Below are 17,608 nucleotides of genomic sequence, written 5' to 3' on the forward strand. Positions count from 1 at the left end.
GACTGGTGTACTCCACTACCCGTGCGGGTCACTGTTGCGTATCTATCCCTCACGTTCTACGCGCGTAGGGGCTATGGTGCCCGCATGACGAGCGAGCACAGCCATGAGCCCACCCCCGAACAGATCCGCCGAGCCCCCAAGGTGCTGCTGCACGACCACCTCGACGGCGGGCTGCGCCCCGGCACGATCGTCGACCTCGCCAGGGAGACGGGGTACGACGCGCTGCCGGAGACCGAGCCCGACAAGCTGGGCGTCTGGTTCCGCGAGGCGGCGGACTCCGGATCGCTGGAGCGCTATCTGGAGACCTTCTCGCACACCGTCGGTGTGATGCAGACCCGCGACGCGCTCGTCAGGGTCGCCGCCGAATGCGCCGAGGACCTCGCCGAGGACGGCGTGGTCTATGCCGAGATCCGCTACGCCCCCGAACAGCACCTCGAGGGCGGGCTGACCCTCGAACAGGTCGTCGAGGCGGTCAACGAGGGCTTCCGCGAGGGTGAGCGACGGGCCTTTGAGAACGGCCACCGCATCCGCGTCGGCGCGCTGCTGACCGCGATGCGCCACGCGGCCCGCGCCCTGGAGATCGCCGAACTCGCCAACCGCTACCGCGATCTGGGCGTGGTCGGCTTCGACATCGCGGGCGCCGAGGCCGGTTTCCCGCCCACCCGGCACCTGGACGCCTTCGAGTATCTGAAGCGGGAGAACAACCACTTCACGATCCACGCGGGCGAGGCGTTCGGGCTGCCGTCCATCTGGCAGGCGCTCCAGTGGTGCGGCGCGGACCGGCTGGGGCACGGCGTCCGCATCATCGACGACATCGAGGTCGCGGACGACGGCTCGCTCAACCTCGGCCGCCTCGCCTCGTACGTCCGTGACAAGCGCATCCCGCTGGAGCTGTGCCCGACCTCCAACCTCCAGACCGGCGCGGCCAGTTCCTACGCCGAGCACCCCATCGGGCTGCTCCGCCGCTTGCATTTCCGTGCCACCGTGAATACGGATAATCGTCTCATGAGCGGGACGAGCATGAGCGGGGAATTCCAGCATCTTGTATCAACGTTCCATTACACGCTTGACGACATGCAATGGTTCACGGTCAATGCAATGAAATCGGCCTTCATTCCTTTTGACGAACGTCTGGCGATGATCAATGACGTGATCAAGCCCGGATACGCCGAGCTGAAGTCCGAATGGCTGTTCCGCGATGTGGCCTCCGCATCCGCCGTGACCAGGGGTTCCGCTGCCGCGGGCGACTGAACGAGCGAACTGGTCACACGGCACGGGCGGGGAATCAGGGGCCGTTTCCGGTGTTTGCGGGCAGCCGAAATCCATGGCTACGTTTCCGTATCGGTCAAGCCCCCGTCTCAAGGACAGATTTCTGATGAAGCAGGGAACCCTCAAGACTCTCGGTGCCATTGCCCTCGGTGCCGCCGCCGTTGTCGCCGCAGGCGGCGCCGCGTCCGCGGCACCGGCCCCCGGCGCGGGCAGTGTCGGCGCCCCGGGGCAGTCCGCGGCCAAGCCCGCCGTTCCCCAGGCCAAGCCCGGCCAGGGCATGCTGGGCCAGCTCCCGCTAAGTGGTCTGCCCACCGGCAACCTCATCAAGCTGGGCTGAACCCCCACCGGGCACACGGCCGGGCCGCATATCCCGTTGAGGATGTGCGGCCCGGCCGTTCCCTGTATCGGGATCGAGGCGCGGAGATCCCGGGTCACCACGCCTCGCGATAGCTGTCCTCCGCCGGCAGCAGGAACCACAGCGCGAGATAGAGCAGGAACTGCGGCCCCGGCAGCAGACACGAGACCACGAAGAGCACCCGCATCGTGGTCGGGGTGGTCCCGAAGCGCCGGGCGAGACCCGCGCAGACACCGGCGATCTTCTTGTCGTGGCGGGGGCGGACCAGCGGTGCGGACATGATGGGGACTCCTCCTCGTCGGACGGGCTCGGGAAGAGCTGGTTCCCGATGTCCTCAACGCTATGTGCGGGTGCCGGAGGAGACGTCGCTCCACGGTGCGATCCCGACCCTGGGAATCGTCGGGGTCGGGGCCTGGGCGCCGTCGTCCCGGGGGAGGGGGGCCGTCCGGCGCCGGTAGGCCCGGCGGCGGAGGCAGGCCCGGACGGCGGGCACCACCAGCAGATGCGCCAGAACGACCCCGGCGGTGTTCAGCAGCACCGAGTCCATGTTCATGATCTGCCCGGTCACCTCGCTGCGCAGCAGCGCCACCCCCAGCGCCACCATCGCCCCGGTGAAGGCCGTACGGACCAGCGAGGCCAGCGGATACACCTCCACCCGGCCCGCGGCCAGCGGCAGGAGCACCCCCAGCGGCGCGAGCAGCAGCAGCCCGCCGCCGATGGAACGGGCGGCGGACCAGGGGCTGAGCGCCAGATCGGCGCGGATGGTGGCGAGCGGTTCGAGGGTCGCGGGGGACACCCAGGGGACGTTCACCGGGCGCAGGGTCAGCCAGCAGACGAACGAAAGGTGTGCGACGAGGAGGAGAAAACCCGCGGCGCGGTAGCGAAAGGCGGCCCTGCGGCCGAAAGGACCCTGCACGAAATTCAGGACGCCGCACGCGGGGGTCGCGGTTCCGCCCGTCCCCTGCTGGTCAGCACCTTGTTACTGACCAGTCGCCGACCTGGGACGGGGCGGTGTCGGCAGGTGATGAATCAGGACACCAGCACCCCGGAGTTGACCGCGATCACGGGATTGCGGCGCATCTCCTCGGTGCACTGGTACGCCTTGAGCGGATCCCGCTGGCTGTCCGGGCCGCCGAGCACCACCTTGCCGTCGTCGCCGGCCACCGCGGTGTCCGCGAAGGTGCAGATGATCTGCGCGAGCGCCAGGGACTGGATCTCCTCGGGCGGCCGGTTCAGCCGCAGCGCGTTGTCCGGGTCGTCCTTGGCCGGACCGGTGATCTCCACCCAGTCCTCCACCGCCGTGGAGAACCCGGCCGCCGCCTCGGCCGCCGTCGGCGGCAGCCGCAGCTGCTCCAGCAGCGCCTGGGCGACCCGCACCGGCTCCGGGGCGGTCTTCTCGTCGCCCAGCCGGGTGGCCCGGCTCACCGAGAGGATCCGCGAGGAGCACAGCAGATAGATCCGTACGGAGGTCCGGCCGATCCCCTCGGCCGTCTGCTCCGAGGCGGGCGCCCGGCAGGACGCCCGCGAGGGCGCGGCCCCGGCGTCCACCGGCACCGAGGTGCCCCGTATCCCGCAGCCGGCCGCCAGCAGGGCGACCGCACCGGTCAGCAGGAGAGCGGCCGACCGCTTCCAGCGTGCGCTCATGGCCTGCCCCCCTCGTTCCGGCCCGGACCCTTCGCCGGGCCGTTGTCCCCGCCCCCGCCGTCGTCGTCACCGTCGCCCGCGAAGGCGCCGTCGCGATCGCGGTCGGGGTCGTCCGCCGCCTCGTCGGAGGCGATCCGGGAGGCGTCCATCGGCAGCCGCAGCGTGAAGACGGCCCCGCCCTCCGGGGAGTTCGCGGCGCCGATGTCGCCGCCGTGGATATGCGCGTTCTCCATCGCGATCGACAGCCCGAGCCCGCTGCCCTCCGAGCGCGGGCGGGACGCGCTCGCCTTGTAGAAGCGGTCGAAGACATGCGGCAGCACATCCTCGGGGATGCCCGGACCGTGGTCCCGGACCCTGATCAGCAGCTCATCGCCCTCGGTGCGCACCGAGACCCGCACCGGCGAGCCGCCGTGCTTGAGCGCGTTCCCGATCAGATTCGCCAGGATCACATCCAGCCGCCGGGGATCCAGCCGGGCCACGATGGAGCGCGCCGCGTCCAGCTCCACCGCGTCCAGCCAGGCACGGGCGTCGATGCAGGCCGTCACCTGGTCGGCGACATCGACGTCGTCCAGCACCAGCCGGGCCGTGCCCGCGTCGAAGCGGGTCACCTCCATCAGGTTCTCCACCAGGTCGTTCAGCCGCCGGGTCTCGCTCACCACCAGCTGCACCGCCGGAGCGATCATGGGGTCGAGCGAGTCGGCCTCCTCCTCCAGCACCTCCGTGACGGCTGTGATCGCGGTGAGCGGGGTCCGCAGCTCATGCGACATGTCCGCGACGAAGCGCCGGCTGGACGCCTCCCGCGCGGACAGCTCCGCCACCCGCTTCTGCAACCGCTCCGCGGCCCGGTTGAAGGTGTGCGAGAGATTGGCCAGCTCATCGGAGCCCGAGACCTGGAGCCGGGTGTCCAGATGCCCCTCGCCCAGCCGGTGCGCCGCCTCCCCGAGCCGCTGTACGGGCCGCAGCACCGTGGCCGCGGCGGCCTGCGCCAGCAGCGCGGCGCCGATCAGCGCGAGCCCGGTGGCGATCCCCAGCGACCAGGCCAGGGAGTTCAGATCCTGGCGCTCGGTGTCCAGGGACTTGAGCATGTAGCCGGTCGGCCCGCCGCCGTTCACCTTGGCCCCGCCGACCAGATACGGGGTGCCGTGCAGCGTGATCCGCTGCCAGTAGAGGTGGTACGGGGCGCTGTTCCCCTTGCTCACCGGGCGCTTCTGATCCACCGCGCGCCGCAGCGCGGCGGGCACCGCGTCGAGCGTGAACAGCTTCTTGTCCGAGGCGGCCGGGCAGCTTTCGCCGTCCCGGGTCCGGGTGATCAGCAGCACCTCGTACTTCTGGGTGTTGTCCGCCATACGTACCGCGACGTCCCGCAATTCGGAACAGGTGGGGAGGGAGGGCAGCGGGTCGGTGTCGTCCTTCAGCGATTTGCGGAACTCGTCCAGCGCCGCGTCCTGGGTACGGGTCAGCACCGCGTCACGGTTCAGCCAGTACGCGATGGCCGACGCGGACACGGCGGCGGTCAGGGCCACCAGACCGAAGACCAGCATCAGCCGCAGCCTGAGGCTGAACCACCGCAAAAGCCCCGCGGCCCAGCCCCGGACCCGGCCGGGCTCGTCGCTCACTGCGCTCAATTCCGTACTTCCCCGCCCCCGTGCGTACCTGCCACTGCGCCGATGCGCCCGTCGCTCACTGGGGCGCGTCCAGCCGGTAGCCGACCCCACGCACCGTACGGATCAGCGTCGGCGACGACGGTACGTCCTCCACCTTCGCGCGCAGCCGCTGTACGCATGCGTCCACCAGCCGCGAGTCCCCGAGGTAGTCGTGCTCCCACACCAGCCGCAGCAGCTGCTGCCGGGACAGCGCCTGCCCCGGCCGGCGGCTGAGCTCCAGCAGCAGCCGCAGCTCGGTGGGGGTGAGCTGGAGGTCCTCACCGTTCTTGGTGACCGTCATGGCCGCGCGGTCGATCAGCAGGTTGCCGAAGGCCGCGGAGTCATTGGCCTCCCGCTCGCCACGCCGCAGCACCGCACGGATCCGCGCGTCCAGCACCCGGCCCTGGACGGGTTTGACCACATAGTCGTCGGCGCCGGACTCCAGGCCGACCACCACGTCGATGTCATCGCTGCGCGCGGTGAGCAGAATGATCGGCAACTGGTCGGTTCGGCGGATCCGGCGGCACACCTCGAAGCCGTCGATCCCGGGCAGCATCACATCGAGCACGATCAGATCCGGCCGCTGCTCACGCAGCAGTTTCAGGCCGTCCTCGCCCGTCGCCGCGGTCGCCACACGGTGGCCCTGGCGGGACAGAGAGAGTTCGAGGGCCGTGCGGATGGCGTCGTCGTCCTCGATCAGCAACAGGAAAGGCACGTTGGTCATTCTGGCCTACAAGGGGCCTGTAGTTCGACCGTCAGGGGTTTATCGGCTCGATCGCCTGTGACGAGCCTGTGACAGTCGGCAGACACCCCCATGAAACTGGCCCGGCAAAGTCTTCTGTGCACCGGGCGGAACACCACCGGCCGGGGCACCAGAAGCCAGACCGACCAGGCTCCATCGACGGGGGGCGCGAGATGAGCACACTGCACTTCACCAACACCAGCGCAGTTCGCACGCGCCTCCACGACGCCGGGCGGGGCAATGAGAAGTCCGGTGCCGTGAGCGGGCGGGGGTGCGCTCGCGGCGCCGGGCGTCAGCGGCCTCCTTACATGGTGGCCATTGACGCGATCACGGGGGACAAAGAGGCCGGCACCGGCCTCGGGGGGGACGACGGGGGACCGGGGGGCCATGGGGGAGGCTCGTACGGGGAGGCAGAGGGGGAGCGGCGTACCACGTCGGAGGCGGAGTTCACCGCCTACGTCCAGGAGCGCCGCGCCTCCCTGTACGCAACCGCCTACCACCTGACCGGTGACCGCTTCGAGGCCGAGGACCTGCTCCAGAGCGCGCTGTTCTCGACCTACCGGGCCTGGGACCGGATCAGCGACAAGGCGGCGGTCGGCGGCTATCTGCGCCGCACCATGACCAATCTGCACATCAGCGCCTGGCGTCGGCGCAAGCTGAACGAGTACCCGACGGAGGAGCTGCCGGAGACGGTGGGCGACCACGACGCGATGCGCGGCACCGAGCTGCGCGCCGTGCTGTGGCAGGCCCTGGCCCGGCTGCCCGAGCTCCAGCGCACGATGCTGGTGCTGCGCTACTACGAGGGCCGGACGGATCCGGAAATCGCGGACATTCTGAACATCAGCGTCGGAACGGTCAAGAGCAGCATCTGGCGCTCGCTGCGCCGGCTGCGCGAGGACGAGATCCTCAGCTTCGGCCGTGACGAGGAAGAGTCCTTCGGCGAGCTGGTCGCCTGACGGCGGCGGGACGACCGAAGGCGGGGGGAAATCGGGGGAAATCGGGGGAAGCACGGGGGACACGGGGGAAACAGGTGCGAGGCCGGACAGCCGAGGGGGGATGTCCGGCCTCGCACCTTTTTGCCATATGCGGGCCCTGAACCGTGGGCTCTCGTTATACGGACGCCTTCTGGCCGGGGGCGGGGACCGGCCCGCCCGCCGCCGCGGCCGCTATCCGGCCCAGCGCCACGCCCTTGCCGCACGCGTACGCGCCCAGCGCCGTCTGCCGGGCCACGATCCCGCGCTCGGTGCGCATCAGCCGCCAGCCGCGCCGCAGCAGATAGAGCGCGGGCTTGCGGCCCTCCCGCAGATCGCGCAGCAGCCTGCGCCGGAAGGTGGTGGACGGGCGGCCGCGCAGACAGAGCGCGTCCGCGAGCACCCCGAGATCGGCACACCGCCCGATGATGTCGGCGGCGAAGATCCCCTCGGCGATGAACAGCGGCGCCGGGCCGATGCCCAGCGCCTCCTCGCCGACGCGGGCGCTGGTGGCGATGTCGTAGAGCGGCACGGTCGTCCGTGAGGTACGGCACAGCGCCTCGACCGCCGCGACCGCCGCGTCCGCGTCCCAGGAGAGCGGCGAGTCCCAGTCGGCGCCCCCGCCGTCGGCGAGCTGTGGGAGCGTCGGGTCGCCGCCCTCCTTGTAGAAGTCGTCGAGGTTGAGCACGGGCAGCCCGGCGCGGGCCGCGAGGGAGGACTTGCCCGAACCCGAGGGGCCGGAGAGCAGGACGACACGGGCGGAAGGCGGTTGGCTGGTCACGGAACACCAGTGTGACGCATCCTTTCGCCCACGTGACCCCCGCGTAACCGGCGATGTAACGGCCCGGGTGACCGCCCGCGCACCCCGCCGCCGGACGCGCCACCGCCGCCGGACAGGCCCCCGCCGTCAGACGGTCGCGTGCGGCCGTTCCGCCGGTGCCGTCCGGGCCGGGCGGGTCCGGGGGCCGAAGAGCGCCAGGATGAGGGCGCCCACGAGCCAGGTACCGGCGATGAAGAAGAAGACGCTCTGATAGCCGGTGCCGTGGTAGAGGGCGGCGATGATCAGCGGCCCCGCGGCGTTCGAGAGACGGCCGAGGCCGTAGGAGACGCCGGTCCCCAGCGAGCGGCCGCGGGTGTCGAACAGCTCGGGGGAGTAGGCGTACCCCAGGGCCGTGTAGCCGCGTTCGAAGAGGTTCACCAGGAAGCCGAAGACCACGATCAGGACCGGGTTGAAGGTCAGCCCGTACAGCAGACCGCACAGCGCGATCACCGCGCCGAAGACCACCAGACACCATTTGCGCTCGTACCGGTCGGTGACCAGGGCGGCCAGGAACGAGCCGAGCGGAGCGCCCACCGTGGTGAGCGCCACATAGAAGACCGACTTCTCGACGCTGAAGCCCTCCTTGGCCAGCAGCGTCGGCGCCCAGCTCGAGTAGCCGAAGAAGCCGATGGTCTGGGTCACCCACAGGACGGTGAGCAGCAGGGTCGGCCCGAGGTACTTCTTCCGCAGCAGCAGGCGGGGCGACGCCTTGGCGGGCCGGGTCTCGTCGACCGGCGGCGCGGGCTCGGGCAGCGGGCCCTGCTCCGCGGCGACCCGGGTCTCGATCTCGGTGAGGACCGCGTCCGCCGCGGCGTACTCGCCCCGGCTCTCGTGCCAGCGGGGGGACTCCTTGAGGTGCCGGGTGAAGAGGATGAAGAGGATGCCGAGGGCGCCCCACAGATAGACCAGCCGCCAGGACCAGTCGCTGAGCGGTACGACACCGCTGGCGATGAGGTTGGTGGCGGGGGTGCCGCAGATGCCGATGACGATCGCGTACGCCTGGTACTTGCCGCGTACGGCGGCCGGATACATCTCGTTGACGTAGATGACGGCCACGACGGTCATCGCGGACAGCCCCGCCGAGGTCAGCACCCGGAAGACGCCCAGCGAGACGATGTCCCAGGAGAAGGCCGAGGCCAGGGAGAAGACCCCGAAACACAGCGTGGTGTGGAGCAGCGCCTTCTTGCGGCCCCAGCGGTCGGCGAGGGTGCTCGCGACCACCGAGCCGATGAACATGCCGACGAACGACAGCGAGGTGACGTAGGCGATCTGGTCGACCGTGATTCCCCACAGGTCGATGAGCTGGGGAGCGGTGGTGGCGAAGGTGTTGATGTCCGCGAACTCGAAGAAGTAGGCGAAGGAGACGGCCAGCAAGGTGATCTTGTGAAACCGGGAGATGGGGAGTCTGTTCAGCCGGTTCACCGCGTTGGAGTGCTGCATGGGCGGCCCTTGTCGAAGAGGCGGGGAGGGGACGGTGCGGGGGGTGTCGGGGCGGACCGGGATCAGGCGCCTTCGTCGGGCCAGTAGAGCCTCATGGGGTTGTCGACCAGCAGCTTCCGCCGCTGCTCGGCGGTGACCGCCACCTGGGGCACGTAGTCGACCAGCAGCCCGTCGTCGGGCATATGGCCGGTGAGGTTGGGATGCGGCCAGTCCGTGCCCCACAGCACCCGGTCGGGGAACTCCTCGATAGCGCGGCGGGCGAAGGGCACCACATCGGTGTACGGATGCCGCTCGGCGTTCAGGGCCGGGGGTCCGGTGACGCTGAGGCGCTCGGGGCAGGTGACCTTGACCCACACCTCATGGCGCTCGGCGAACCGCAGGAAGCGGGTGAAATGCGGTCCGTCGGCCGGTTGGGCCACATCCGGCCGGCCCATGTGGTCCACGACGAGAGGGGTGGGCAGGGAGCTGAAGAAACGTTCCAGCTCGGGCAGGTCGGCGCTTTCGAAGTAGAGGACGACATGCCAGCCGAGCGGGGCGATCCGCTTCGCGATGGCGGCCAGATCGTGCTGGGGCGCGGCGTCGGCCAGCCGCCGGAGAAAGGTGAAGCGCACCCCGCGCACCCCCGCCGCGTCCAGCCGGCGCAGCTCCGCGTCGGTGATGTCCGGGCGTACGGTCGCGATACCGCGCGCCCGGCCGCCGGACGCCTGGACGGCGTCGACCATGGCGCTGTTGTCCGCGCCGTGGCAGGTCGCCTGGACGATCACATTGCGGGCGACCCCGAGGTGGTCGCGGAGGGCGAAGAGCTCGTCCTTGCCGCCGTCGCAGGGCGTGTACTTGCGCTCGGGCGCGAAAGGGAACTCCGCTTGCGGTCCGAAGACGTGGCAGTGGGTGTCGACGGTGCCCGGCGGCAGGGCGAAGGCGGGCTCGGACGGGTCGGGGTGCCAGTCCAGCCAGCCCGGGGTCTTGGGGGAGAGCGTGCTCATGAGGGCTCCTCTGGGCGGGCGAGCGGCCCCGCGGTCGTCGTCGGGGGACCGGCCATCACCGGGCCTGCGGTCATCGAGGGGCTGGCCATCACTCGGCCTGCCGTCGTCATCAGTGGACCAGCCGGTCTCATCAGCGACCCTGCCCGGTCAGCAGGGCGTCCAGGCGGGGGTAGACGGCGCGGGTGTTGCGTTCGTAGATGCCGGTCAGATCGTCTTCGGAGAGCCCGGCGGCCTCGGCGTAGCGCCGGGTGTCGTCGAAGTGGCGGCCGGTCCGGGGGTCGACATCGCGGACGGCGCCGATCATCTCCGAGGCGAAGAGGATATTCCGGGCCGGGACGACATCGAGGAGCAGGTCGATACCGGGCTGGTGGTAGACGCAGGTGTCGAAGAAGACATTGTCCAGGACATGCTCCTCCAGGGGCGGCTTGCCGAGGGCCATCGCCAGTCCGCGGAACCGGCCCCAGTGATACGGAACGGCACCGCCGCCATGCGGGATGACCAGGCGCAGGGTGGGGAAGTCGGCGAACAGATCGCCCTGCACCAGCTGCATGAACACCGTCGTATCGGCGTTTAGGTAGTGCGCCCCGGTGGTGTGGAAGGCGGGGTTGACGCTGGTGCTCACGTGCACCATCGCCGGGAGGTCGTACTCCACCAGCTTTTCGTAGATCGGGTACCACGAGCGGTCGGTGAGCGGCGGGGCCGTCCAGTGGCCGCCCGAGGGATCGGGGTTGAGGTTGACCGCCACGGCCCCGTACTCCTCCGCACAGCGGATGAGCTCGGGCACACAGGTGGCCGGATCGACGCCCGGTGACTGCGGAAGCATCGCGGCGGGGGCGAACCGCTCCGGGTACAGCTCGCTGACGCGGAAGCAGAGCTCGTTGCAGAGGGCCGCCCACTCGGCGGAGGTGTGGAGATCGCCGATGTGGTGGGCCATGAAGGACGCCCGGGGGGAGAAGACCGTCATGTCGATGCCGCGCTCGTCCATCAGCCGGAGCTGGTTCGGCTCGATGCTCCGGCGCAGCTCGTCGTCGCCGATGCGGAGATCAGCGCGGGAGGGGGTGCGGGTGGGGTCGGTGAGTCCGTTGATCTGCTGGGTACGCCATGCCTCCAGCGCCGGTGGCGCGGTGGTGTAGTGGCCATGGCAATCGATGATCATTCGCTGTTCCTTCTCGGCGTGCGGTTCCTCGCAACCTAACTGTCGATGAAATTGTTGACAATATGTGCGACGAAAAAGGCCCCCGCGATGTCCGGGATGCGGGACGCCGCGGGGGCGGGGGTATGGAGGTGCGCGCGGAAGCGCGGAGGCGGGTCTAGACGCCCATTGGATGCCAGACGGTCTTGGTCTCCAGGAAGGCCAGGAGCCGGCCGGTGCCGGGGTCGGCCGCCCAATCCACAGCCTGTGGACGGAGGACGCGCTTGAGGTTCTCCGCGGCCGCCTTCTCCAGCTCGACCGCGAGCTCCGGCTCCGCGCCGGCGAGGTCGATCGCGTTGACGTCCTGGTGGGCGGCGAGCGGGGCGGCGATCTCGGCGGTGCGGCCGGAGAGGATGTTGACCACGCCGCCGGGGAGGTCGGAGGTGGCCAGCACCTCGGCGAGCGAGAGGGCGGGCAGCGGGGCGCGCTCGGCGGCCACGACCACGGCCGTGTTGCCCGTGACGATCGCGGGGGCGATCACCGAGACCAGGCCGAGGAAGGACGACTCCTGGGGCGCGAGCAGCGCGACCACACCGGTCGGCTCGGGGGAGGAGAGGTTGAAGTACGGCCCCGCGACGGGGTTGGCGGACCCGGCGATCTGGGCCGTCTTGTCGGACCAGCCCGCGTACCAGACCCAGCGGTCGATCGCCGCGTCCACCTGCGCGGTGGCCTTGGACTTCGACAGCCCCTCGGCGTCGGCGACCTCGTGGATGAACTGGCCGCGGCGGCCCTCCAGCATCTCGGCGACGCGGTAGAGGATCTGGCCCCGGTTGTAGGCGGTGGCCCCCGACCAGCCGCCGAACGCCTTGCGCGCGGCGACGACCGCGTCCCGGGCGTCCTTGCGGGAGGCCAGCGGGGCGTTGGCCAGCCAGTGGCCCTTCGCGTCGGTCACCTCGTACACCCGCCCGCTCTCCGAGCGTGGGAACTTGCCGCCCACGAACAGCTTGTAGGTCTTCAGGACCGAGAGTCGGTTGTCAGACATCGAGGTATGCCTCCAGGCCATGGCGGCCGCCCTCGCGGCCGTATCCCGACTCCTTGTAGCCGCCGAAGGGGGAGGCCGGGTCGAACTTGTTGAAGGTGTTGGACCACACCACACCCGCCCGGAGCTTGTTCGCCATCCACAGGATGCGCGAGCCCTTCTCCGTCCAGATGCCCGCCGACAGCCCGTACGGCGTGTTGTTGGCCTTGGCCACGGCCTCCTCGGGAGTGCGGAAGGTGAGCACCGAGAGTACCGGGCCGAAGATCTCCTCGCGGGCGATCCGGTGGGCCTGGGTGACACCGGTGAACAGGGTGGGCGCGAACCAGTAGCCGGAGCTGGGCAGTTCGCACTCCGGGGCCCAGCGCTCGGCCCCCTCGGCCTCGCCCGCGTCGGCCAGCGTGCGGATCCGGGCCAGCTGCTCGGCGGAGTTGATCGCGCCGATGTCGGTGTTCTTGTCCAGCGGATCGCCCAGGCGCAGGGTGCTCATCCGGCGCTTGAGCGCGTCGAGCAGCTCGTCCTGAACGGACTCCTGGACCAGCAGGCGGGAGCCCGCGCAGCAGACATGGCCCTGGTTGAAGAAGATGCCGCCGACGATGCCCTCGACCGCCTGGTCGATGGGGGCGTCGTCGAAGACGATGTTCGCGGCCTTGCCCCCGAGTTCGAGGGTGATCCTCTTCTTCGTACCGGCCACCGTACGGGCGATGGCCTTGCCGACCTCGGTGGAGCCGGTGAAGGCCACCTTGTCGATCCCGGGGTGGGCGACCAGCTCCGCGCCGGTCGAGCCGTCACCGGTGACGATGTTGACGACGCCCTTGGGCAGGCCCGCCTGGCGGCAGATGTCCGCGAAGAAGAGGGCGCTCAAGGGGGTGGTCTCGGCAGGCTTGAGGACGACCGTATTGCCGGTGGCGAGCGCCGGGGCGATCTTCCAGGCCAGCATCAGGAGCGGGAAGTTCCAGGGGATGATCTGGCCGGCCACGCCCAGGGGCCCGGGATCCGGTCCGTAGCCCGCGTACGCCAGCTTGTCGGCCCAGCCCGCGTAGTAGAAGAAGTGGGCCGCGACCAGGGGCAGATCGGCGTCGCGCGACTCGCGGATCGGCTTGCCGTTGTCCAGCGACTCCAGGACGGCCAGTTCGCGGGAGCGCTCCTGGATGATGCGCGCGATGCGGAAGAGGTACTTGGCGCGCTCGGCGCCGGGCAGCGCGGACCAGGTCCCGAACGCCTTACGGGCGGCCTTGACCGCGCGGTCCACGTCCTCGGCGCCGGCCTGGGCGACCTCGGAGAGGACCTCCTCGGAGGAGGGGGAGAGGGTCTTGAAGACCTTGCCGTCGCCCGCCTCGGTGAACTCCCCGTCGATGAACAGGCCGTAGGACGGGGCGATATCGACGACCGCGCGGGACTCCGGCGCGGGTGCGTACTCGAAAACTGGCATGGCGTATCAGTCCACCGTCACGTAGTCGGGACCGGAGTACCGGCCGGTGCTCAGCTTCTGGCGCTGCATCAGCAGATCGTTGAGCAGACTGGAGGCGCCGAAACGGAACCACTCCGGGGAGAGCCACTCCTCGCCCAGCGTCTCGTTGACCATCACCAGGTACTTGATCGCGTCCTTGGAGGTGCGGATGCCGCCCGCGGGCTTCACGCCCACCTGCACGCCCACCGCGGCGCGGAAGTCGCGGACCGCCTCCAGCAGGACGAGGGTGACGGGCGGGGTCGCGTTGACGGCCACCTTGCCGGTGGAGGTCTTGATGAAGTCCGCGCCCGCGAGCATCGCCAGCCAGGAGGCGCGGCGGACGTTGTCGTACGTCTGGAGCTCACCGGTCTCGAAGATGACCTTGAGGTGGGCGGCGGTGCCGCTGCCGTCCTCGCGGACGCAGGCGGCCTTCACCTGGCGGATCTCCTCGAAGACCTTGAGATAGCGGCCGGAGAGGAAGGCGCCGCGGTCGATCACCATGTCGATTTCGTCCGCCCCGGCGGCCACCGCCTCCCGGGTGTCGGCCAGCTTGACCGACAGCGCGGCGCGCCCGGAGGGGAAGGCGGTCGCGACGGCCGCCACATGAATGCCGCTGTCCTTCAGGGCCTCCTTGGCGGTGGCCACCATGTCGCCGTAGACGCAGATCGCCGCGACGCGGGGGGCCGTGCGGTCGGTGGGATCGGGGTTGATCCCCTTGGCGCACAGGGATCGGACCTTGCCCGGGGTGTCGGCACCCTCCAGGGTCGTCAGGTCGATCATCGAGATCGCCAGGTCGATGGCGTACGCCTTCGCCGTGGTCTTGATCGAGCGGGTGCCGAGGGTCGCGGCACGGGCCTGGAGGCCGACCGCGTCGACGCCCGGCAGGCCGTGCAGAAAGCGGCGCAGCGCGCTGTCGTCGGCGGTCACGTCCGCCATCGACGCGAGTCGCTCCGCGGCCTCTTCGCCGTATGCGGGAACTGTGGTGGGCATGGTCACCAGATGAGCATATCTACGCGCGTAGTCGGATGTCACCCCCGGCCCCGGAATCCGTCGGGGGCCGAGGGCGGGAAGTCCAGGCCGGGCCCGCGGGCTCCCCTGGACGTCCCCCACACCAGGAGTGTGGTGCACAATCGGGCGCATGACGAGCCCGGACGACGACTCAGCCTCCACTGCCTCATCCTCCGCATCCTCCTCCGCGTCCCCCTCCGCCCCCGAGACCTTCTCGGACCGGATCTACCGCTCCCCGAGCGGCATCGCGGGCGGGGTGCTGCTGCTCGCGCTCAGCGGCTGGCTGGGCATCGACGCGATGATCCGGGGCGAGGGCCGGACGCCGTGGCTGGCGCTGGCCGGGCTGCTGTGCGCGGTGCCGGTGGTGATCGCCTTCACGGTCCGCCCGTCGGTGCACGCGGGGCAGGACCGGCTGCTCGTCCGCAACCCGTTCCGTACGGTCACGCTGCCCTGGGCCTCGGTCGAGGGGGTGCGCGCCGGATACACCAGCGAGGTGCTGGCGGGCGGGGCGAAGTACCAGCTGTGGGCGATCCCGGTCTCGCTGCGACAGCGCAAGCGGGCCGCCCGGCACCAGGCCAGGGCGGCGTCGGAGGACCCCTTCGGCCGCACGTCCGCCCATGTGTCGGCGAACAAGCCCGACGAGGACCGGCGGGCCCCCTCCGACGTGGCGATGGGCGATCTCCGCGAGATGGCCGAGACCAACGCCCACCGCGAGGGCGCCCAGGGGGCGCCGGAGGTGCGCTGGGCGTTCGAGATCATCGCCCCGACGCTGGCCGGTGCGGTACTCCTGGCCATCATGCTGGCCATCGGCTGACCCCTGGGCCCCTGCGGCTTCGAGAGGCTCGCCGCCCTGTCGCCGTGACCGGACCGGGCGGCACCTTCCGCACGTGAACCCGGGGCGCGGCGCCCCGCCCAGGGTCGCTACGGGGCCTCGTCGCCTGCCACCGGGCGGGCTGGGGACCTGGCCGGGGCTGTGTCACCGGGCTGTGGTCGCCGACGAGGGGGGAGGGGGCGGGGTCGGAGGTGTGGTGTCCTGGACGCTGTCGCATATTTGTGGCGCCAATCTCCGACCAACTCAACGATCTTCGTTCGTCGGCGACGTAAATATGCGGTCCAGGGCGCCGCACCGGAGGCCCCGCCCCCGGCACCCACCACGAACAGCGGGCGCACCACCCACGCACCCGGCGCGCGCCCACGTGCCCTCAGCCGGATCTGACGCGGCGGGCTACGCGCCCGCGGCCGCCGTTTCCGCGGACTGGATTCCCGCCGCCACCGAGAGGTCCCCCTTGAGCGCGGCCAGCACGGTGTCCGCCGTGGCGCGGGCCGGGGTGAGGGCGTCGGCGGCGGGGACGTCGACGACCACCTCCAGGTAACCCTTCAGCTTCGGCTCGGTGCCGCTGGGCCGGACGACCACACGGGCGGCCCGCACGCCCCCCTTCCCGGCCAGCCGGTAGCGCAGGCCGTCCGTCGGGGGCAGCGTCTCCGTACCCCGCGACAGGTCCTCCGCCGAGGTCACGGCGAGCCCCGCGAGCTCGGTGGGCGGCTGTTCGCGCAGCCGCTTCATCGCGGTGCCGATGAGGGAGAGGTCCTTGACGCGTACGGACAGCTGGTCGGTGGCGTGCAGGCCGTGGGCCACCGCGATGTCGTCCAGCAGGTCGCCCAGGGTGCGGCCCTGCTCCTTGAGCTCGGACGTCAGCTCGGCGACGAGCAGCGCGGCCGTGATGCCGTCCTTGTCGCGTACGCCCTCCGGGTCCACGCAGTAGCCGAGCGCCTCCTCATACGCGTAACGCAGCCCGTCCACGCGGGCCAGCCACTTGAAGCCGGTCAGCGTCTCGGCGTACGGCAGCCCCGCGTCGGCCGCGATCCGGGAGAGGAGCGACGAGGAGACGATCGTGGTCGCGAAGGCGCCGCGGGCGCGCTTGTGGACGAGGTGGGTGGCGAGGAGCGCGCCCACCTCGTCACCGCGGAGCACGCGCCAACTGGCCGCGTCCGTGGGGGCCGTGGGGTTCGTGATCGTGGGCACGGCGACGGCGCAGCGGTCCGCGTCCGGGTCGTTGGCGATGATGATGTCCGGAGCGACCCTGCGGGCCGTGGCGAACGCCAGGTCCATCGCCCCCGGCTCCTCCGGGTTCGGGAACGCGACCGTCGGGAACGCCGGGTCCGGCTCGGCCTGCTCGGGGACGACCACGGGCGCGGGGAAACCGGCGCGGGCGAAGGCGGCGGCGAGGGTTTCGCGGCCGACGCCGTGCAGCGGGGTGTAGACGATGCGGGCGTTACGGGGCGAACCCGGGGTGAGAACGGCGTCCGTGCGCGCGAGGTACGCCTCCAGGACGTCGTCGCCCAGTGTCTCCCAGCCGCCGTCCGGGCGGGGGACGTCCTCCAGGCTGCGGATGGCCGCGATCTCGGCGGCGATCTCGGCGTCGGCGGGCGGCACGATCTGGGAGCCGTCGCCGAGGTAGACCTTGTAGCCGTTGTCGCGGGGCGGGTTGTGGCTCGCGGTGACCTCGACGCCGGCGACGGCGCCGAGGTGACGGACGGCGAAGGCGAGCACGGGCGTGGGCAGCGGGCGCGGGAGCACGGCGGCGCGGAACCCGGCGCCGACCATCACGGCGGCGGTGTCGCGGGCGAAGTCGGCGCTCTTGTAGCGCGCGTCGTAGCCGATCACGACGAGAGCTTGCCCTTGCCCTTGCCCTTGCCCTTGCCCCTGACCCTGGCCCTCGCGCTGATGCTTGCGCAGGTACGCGGCGAGTCCCGCGGCGGCGCGGATGACGACGACCCGGTTCATCCGCATGGGCCCGGCCCCGAGCTCGCCCCGGAGCCCGGCGGTGCCGAACTGGAGCGTCCCGGAGAACCGATCGGCGATCTCGTCCAGCGCGTCGTCCGTGTCGGCCTGGAGCAGCGCGCTGAGCTCGTCCCGGGTCTCGGGATCGGGATCCTCGGCAAGCCAAGCGCGCGCCTGGGCGATGAGGTCGTGCTCCGTGGCCATGTGGGCCTCCTGGGGGGCGGCGGTTGTTTCGGGCGGGTGCGGGTGGGGTGGTGGTTGCTGTGGTGCGCGGTCGGTTGTGTGGTGGGTGCGGGGGCGGGGCCTCCGGGGCGGGGCCCTGGACCGTATATT

The 17,608-nt window shown here is 70.9% G+C and carries 17 protein-coding genes; 4 read left to right on the forward strand and 13 right to left on the reverse strand.

Translation table 11 applies throughout. The features are described 5' to 3' along the window. Positions 1 to 84 precede the first annotated feature (84 nt). Together AB0E24_RS09465 and AB0E24_RS09470 are read left to right on the forward strand one after the other, a co-directional pair. The gene (locus AB0E24_RS09465; RefSeq protein WP_079257943.1) at positions 85 to 1,251 is read left to right on the forward strand and encodes an adenosine deaminase; all 1,167 of its coding nucleotides are present in this window, start codon (positions 85 to 87) and stop codon (positions 1,249 to 1,251) included. A gap of 124 nt (positions 1,252 to 1,375) precedes the next feature. Continuing rightward, positions 1,376 to 1,606: a hypothetical protein gene (locus AB0E24_RS09470; RefSeq protein WP_069870302.1), complete on the forward strand. Its 231-nt coding sequence runs from the start codon at positions 1,376 to 1,378 to the stop codon at positions 1,604 to 1,606. A gap of 94 nt (positions 1,607 to 1,700) precedes the next feature. Here AB0E24_RS09470 and AB0E24_RS09475 read toward each other — a convergent pair whose 3' ends face one another. From AB0E24_RS09475 to afsQ1, 5 genes are all read right to left on the reverse strand, one after another. Continuing rightward, positions 1,701 to 1,904 (reverse strand): PspC domain-containing protein, encoded by a 204-nt coding sequence (locus AB0E24_RS09475; RefSeq protein WP_069870300.1) that lies wholly within the window; start codon positions 1,902 to 1,904, stop codon positions 1,701 to 1,703. Positions 1,905 to 1,964: 60 nt separating this feature from the next. Beyond that, positions 1,965 to 2,540, reverse strand: a complete 576-nt coding sequence (locus AB0E24_RS09480) for a VanZ family protein (RefSeq protein WP_069870298.1) — start codon at positions 2,538 to 2,540, stop codon at positions 1,965 to 1,967. A 113-nt stretch (positions 2,541 to 2,653) separates the two neighbouring features. Further along, on the reverse strand, positions 2,654 to 3,268 hold the full coding sequence (locus AB0E24_RS09485; RefSeq protein WP_069870296.1) for a hypothetical protein: 615 nt from the start codon (positions 3,266 to 3,268) through the stop codon (positions 2,654 to 2,656). After that, complete coding sequence (locus tag AB0E24_RS09490; protein WP_250849703.1) at positions 3,265 to 4,809, reverse strand: sensor histidine kinase; 1,545 nt, start codon at positions 4,807 to 4,809, stop codon at positions 3,265 to 3,267. The genes AB0E24_RS09485 and AB0E24_RS09490 overlap by 4 nt, the downstream gene beginning before the upstream one ends. A 139-nt stretch (positions 4,810 to 4,948) precedes the next feature. Next, complete coding sequence (gene afsQ1, locus AB0E24_RS09495) at positions 4,949 to 5,626, reverse strand: two-component system response regulator AfsQ1 (RefSeq protein ID WP_173963281.1); 678 nt, start codon at positions 5,624 to 5,626, stop codon at positions 4,949 to 4,951. Between the two features lie 200 nt (positions 5,627 to 5,826). Here afsQ1 and AB0E24_RS09500 point away from each other — a divergent pair, with 200 nt between their 5' ends. Beyond that, entirely contained in the window at positions 5,827 to 6,609 is a 783-nt protein-coding gene (locus AB0E24_RS09500) for a SigE family RNA polymerase sigma factor (RefSeq protein ID WP_079257942.1), read from the forward strand. A gap of 154 nt (positions 6,610 to 6,763) precedes the next feature. On the opposite strand, the gene AB0E24_RS09505 is transcribed toward AB0E24_RS09500, so the two are convergent. The 7 genes from AB0E24_RS09505 to deoC form a co-directional block, all read right to left on the reverse strand. Beyond that, entirely contained in the window at positions 6,764 to 7,405 is a 642-nt protein-coding gene (locus AB0E24_RS09505) for a nucleoside/nucleotide kinase family protein (protein WP_359375771.1), read from the reverse strand. A gap of 126 nt (positions 7,406 to 7,531) precedes the next feature. Then, a complete protein-coding gene (locus AB0E24_RS09510; protein WP_069870287.1) occupies positions 7,532 to 8,884 on the reverse strand; it encodes an MFS transporter in 1,353 nt (450 codons plus the stop codon). A gap of 62 nt (positions 8,885 to 8,946) precedes the next feature. Next, entirely contained in the window at positions 8,947 to 9,867 is a 921-nt protein-coding gene (locus AB0E24_RS09515) for an amidohydrolase family protein (RefSeq protein ID WP_093701527.1), read from the reverse strand. Positions 9,868 to 9,997: 130 nt separating this feature from the next. Next, complete coding sequence (locus AB0E24_RS09520) at positions 9,998 to 11,023, reverse strand: amidohydrolase family protein (protein ID WP_069870283.1); 1,026 nt, start codon at positions 11,021 to 11,023, stop codon at positions 9,998 to 10,000. A 154-nt stretch (positions 11,024 to 11,177) separates the two neighbouring features. After that, positions 11,178 to 12,041 carry an aldehyde dehydrogenase family protein gene (locus AB0E24_RS09525; protein WP_359375775.1) on the reverse strand — a complete coding sequence of 288 codons (864 nt, stop codon included), beginning with the start codon at positions 12,039 to 12,041 and terminating at the stop codon, positions 11,178 to 11,180. After that, complete coding sequence (locus AB0E24_RS09530; RefSeq protein WP_359375777.1) at positions 12,034 to 13,467, reverse strand: aldehyde dehydrogenase family protein; 1,434 nt, start codon at positions 13,465 to 13,467, stop codon at positions 12,034 to 12,036. Before AB0E24_RS09530 ends, AB0E24_RS09525 begins: the two co-directional genes overlap by 8 nt. A 6-nt stretch (positions 13,468 to 13,473) precedes the next feature. Next, complete coding sequence (gene deoC, locus AB0E24_RS09535; RefSeq protein WP_359375819.1) at positions 13,474 to 14,475, reverse strand: deoxyribose-phosphate aldolase; 1,002 nt, start codon at positions 14,473 to 14,475, stop codon at positions 13,474 to 13,476. A gap of 148 nt (positions 14,476 to 14,623) precedes the next feature. On the opposite strand from deoC, the gene AB0E24_RS09540 reads away from it, so the two are divergent. Then, entirely contained in the window at positions 14,624 to 15,307 is a 684-nt protein-coding gene (locus AB0E24_RS09540; protein WP_069870275.1) for a PH domain-containing protein, read from the forward strand. 411 nt (positions 15,308 to 15,718) lie between these two features. Here the strand turns inward: AB0E24_RS09540 and AB0E24_RS09545 are convergent, their stop codons facing one another. Next, positions 15,719 to 17,479, reverse strand: coding sequence for a phospho-sugar mutase (locus AB0E24_RS09545; protein WP_359375780.1), 1,761 nt, complete (start codon positions 17,477 to 17,479; stop codon positions 15,719 to 15,721). Positions 17,480 to 17,608: the final 129 nt, after the last annotated feature.

Source organism: Streptomyces malaysiensis subsp. malaysiensis, from assembly GCF_040653035.1.
In the GTDB taxonomy this organism is placed as follows: Bacteria; Actinomycetota; Actinomycetes; order Streptomycetales; family Streptomycetaceae; genus Streptomyces; species Streptomyces malaysiensis.

What these genes read in the sequence shown, in the direction of transcription:
- AB0E24_RS09465 (WP_079257943.1), top strand. Translation starts at nt 85, where the DNA reads ATGACGAGCGAGCACAGCCATGAGCCCACCCCCGAACAGATCCGCCGA.
- AB0E24_RS09470 (WP_069870302.1), top strand. Translation starts at nt 1,376, where the DNA reads ATGAAGCAGGGAACCCTCAAGACTCTCGGTGCCATTGCCCTCGGTGCC.
- AB0E24_RS09475 (WP_069870300.1), bottom strand. Translation starts at nt 1,904, where the DNA reads ATGTCCGCACCGCTGGTCCGCCCCCGCCACGACAAGAAGATCGCCGGT.
- AB0E24_RS09485 (WP_069870296.1), bottom strand. Translation starts at nt 3,268, where the DNA reads ATGAGCGCACGCTGGAAGCGGTCGGCCGCTCTCCTGCTGACCGGTGCG.
- AB0E24_RS09490 (WP_250849703.1), bottom strand. Translation starts at nt 4,809, where the DNA reads ATGCTGGTCTTCGGTCTGGTGGCCCTGACCGCCGCCGTGTCCGCGTCG.
- AB0E24_RS09500 (WP_079257942.1), top strand. Translation starts at nt 5,827, where the DNA reads ATGAGCACACTGCACTTCACCAACACCAGCGCAGTTCGCACGCGCCTC.
- AB0E24_RS09510 (WP_069870287.1), bottom strand. Translation starts at nt 8,884, where the DNA reads ATGCAGCACTCCAACGCGGTGAACCGGCTGAACAGACTCCCCATCTCC.
- AB0E24_RS09515 (WP_093701527.1), bottom strand. Translation starts at nt 9,867, where the DNA reads ATGAGCACGCTCTCCCCCAAGACCCCGGGCTGGCTGGACTGGCACCCC.
- AB0E24_RS09520 (WP_069870283.1), bottom strand. Translation starts at nt 11,023, where the DNA reads ATGATCATCGATTGCCATGGCCACTACACCACCGCGCCACCGGCGCTG.
- AB0E24_RS09525 (WP_359375775.1), bottom strand. Translation starts at nt 12,041, where the DNA reads ATGTCTGACAACCGACTCTCGGTCCTGAAGACCTACAAGCTGTTCGTG.
- AB0E24_RS09530 (WP_359375777.1), bottom strand. Translation starts at nt 13,467, where the DNA reads ATGCCAGTTTTCGAGTACGCACCCGCGCCGGAGTCCCGCGCGGTCGTC.
- deoC (WP_359375819.1), bottom strand. Translation starts at nt 14,475, where the DNA reads ATGCCCACCACAGTTCCCGCATACGGCGAAGAGGCCGCGGAGCGACTC.
- AB0E24_RS09540 (WP_069870275.1), top strand. Translation starts at nt 14,624, where the DNA reads ATGACGAGCCCGGACGACGACTCAGCCTCCACTGCCTCATCCTCCGCA.
- AB0E24_RS09545 (WP_359375780.1), bottom strand. Translation starts at nt 17,479, where the DNA reads ATGGCCACGGAGCACGACCTCATCGCCCAGGCGCGCGCTTGGCTTGCC.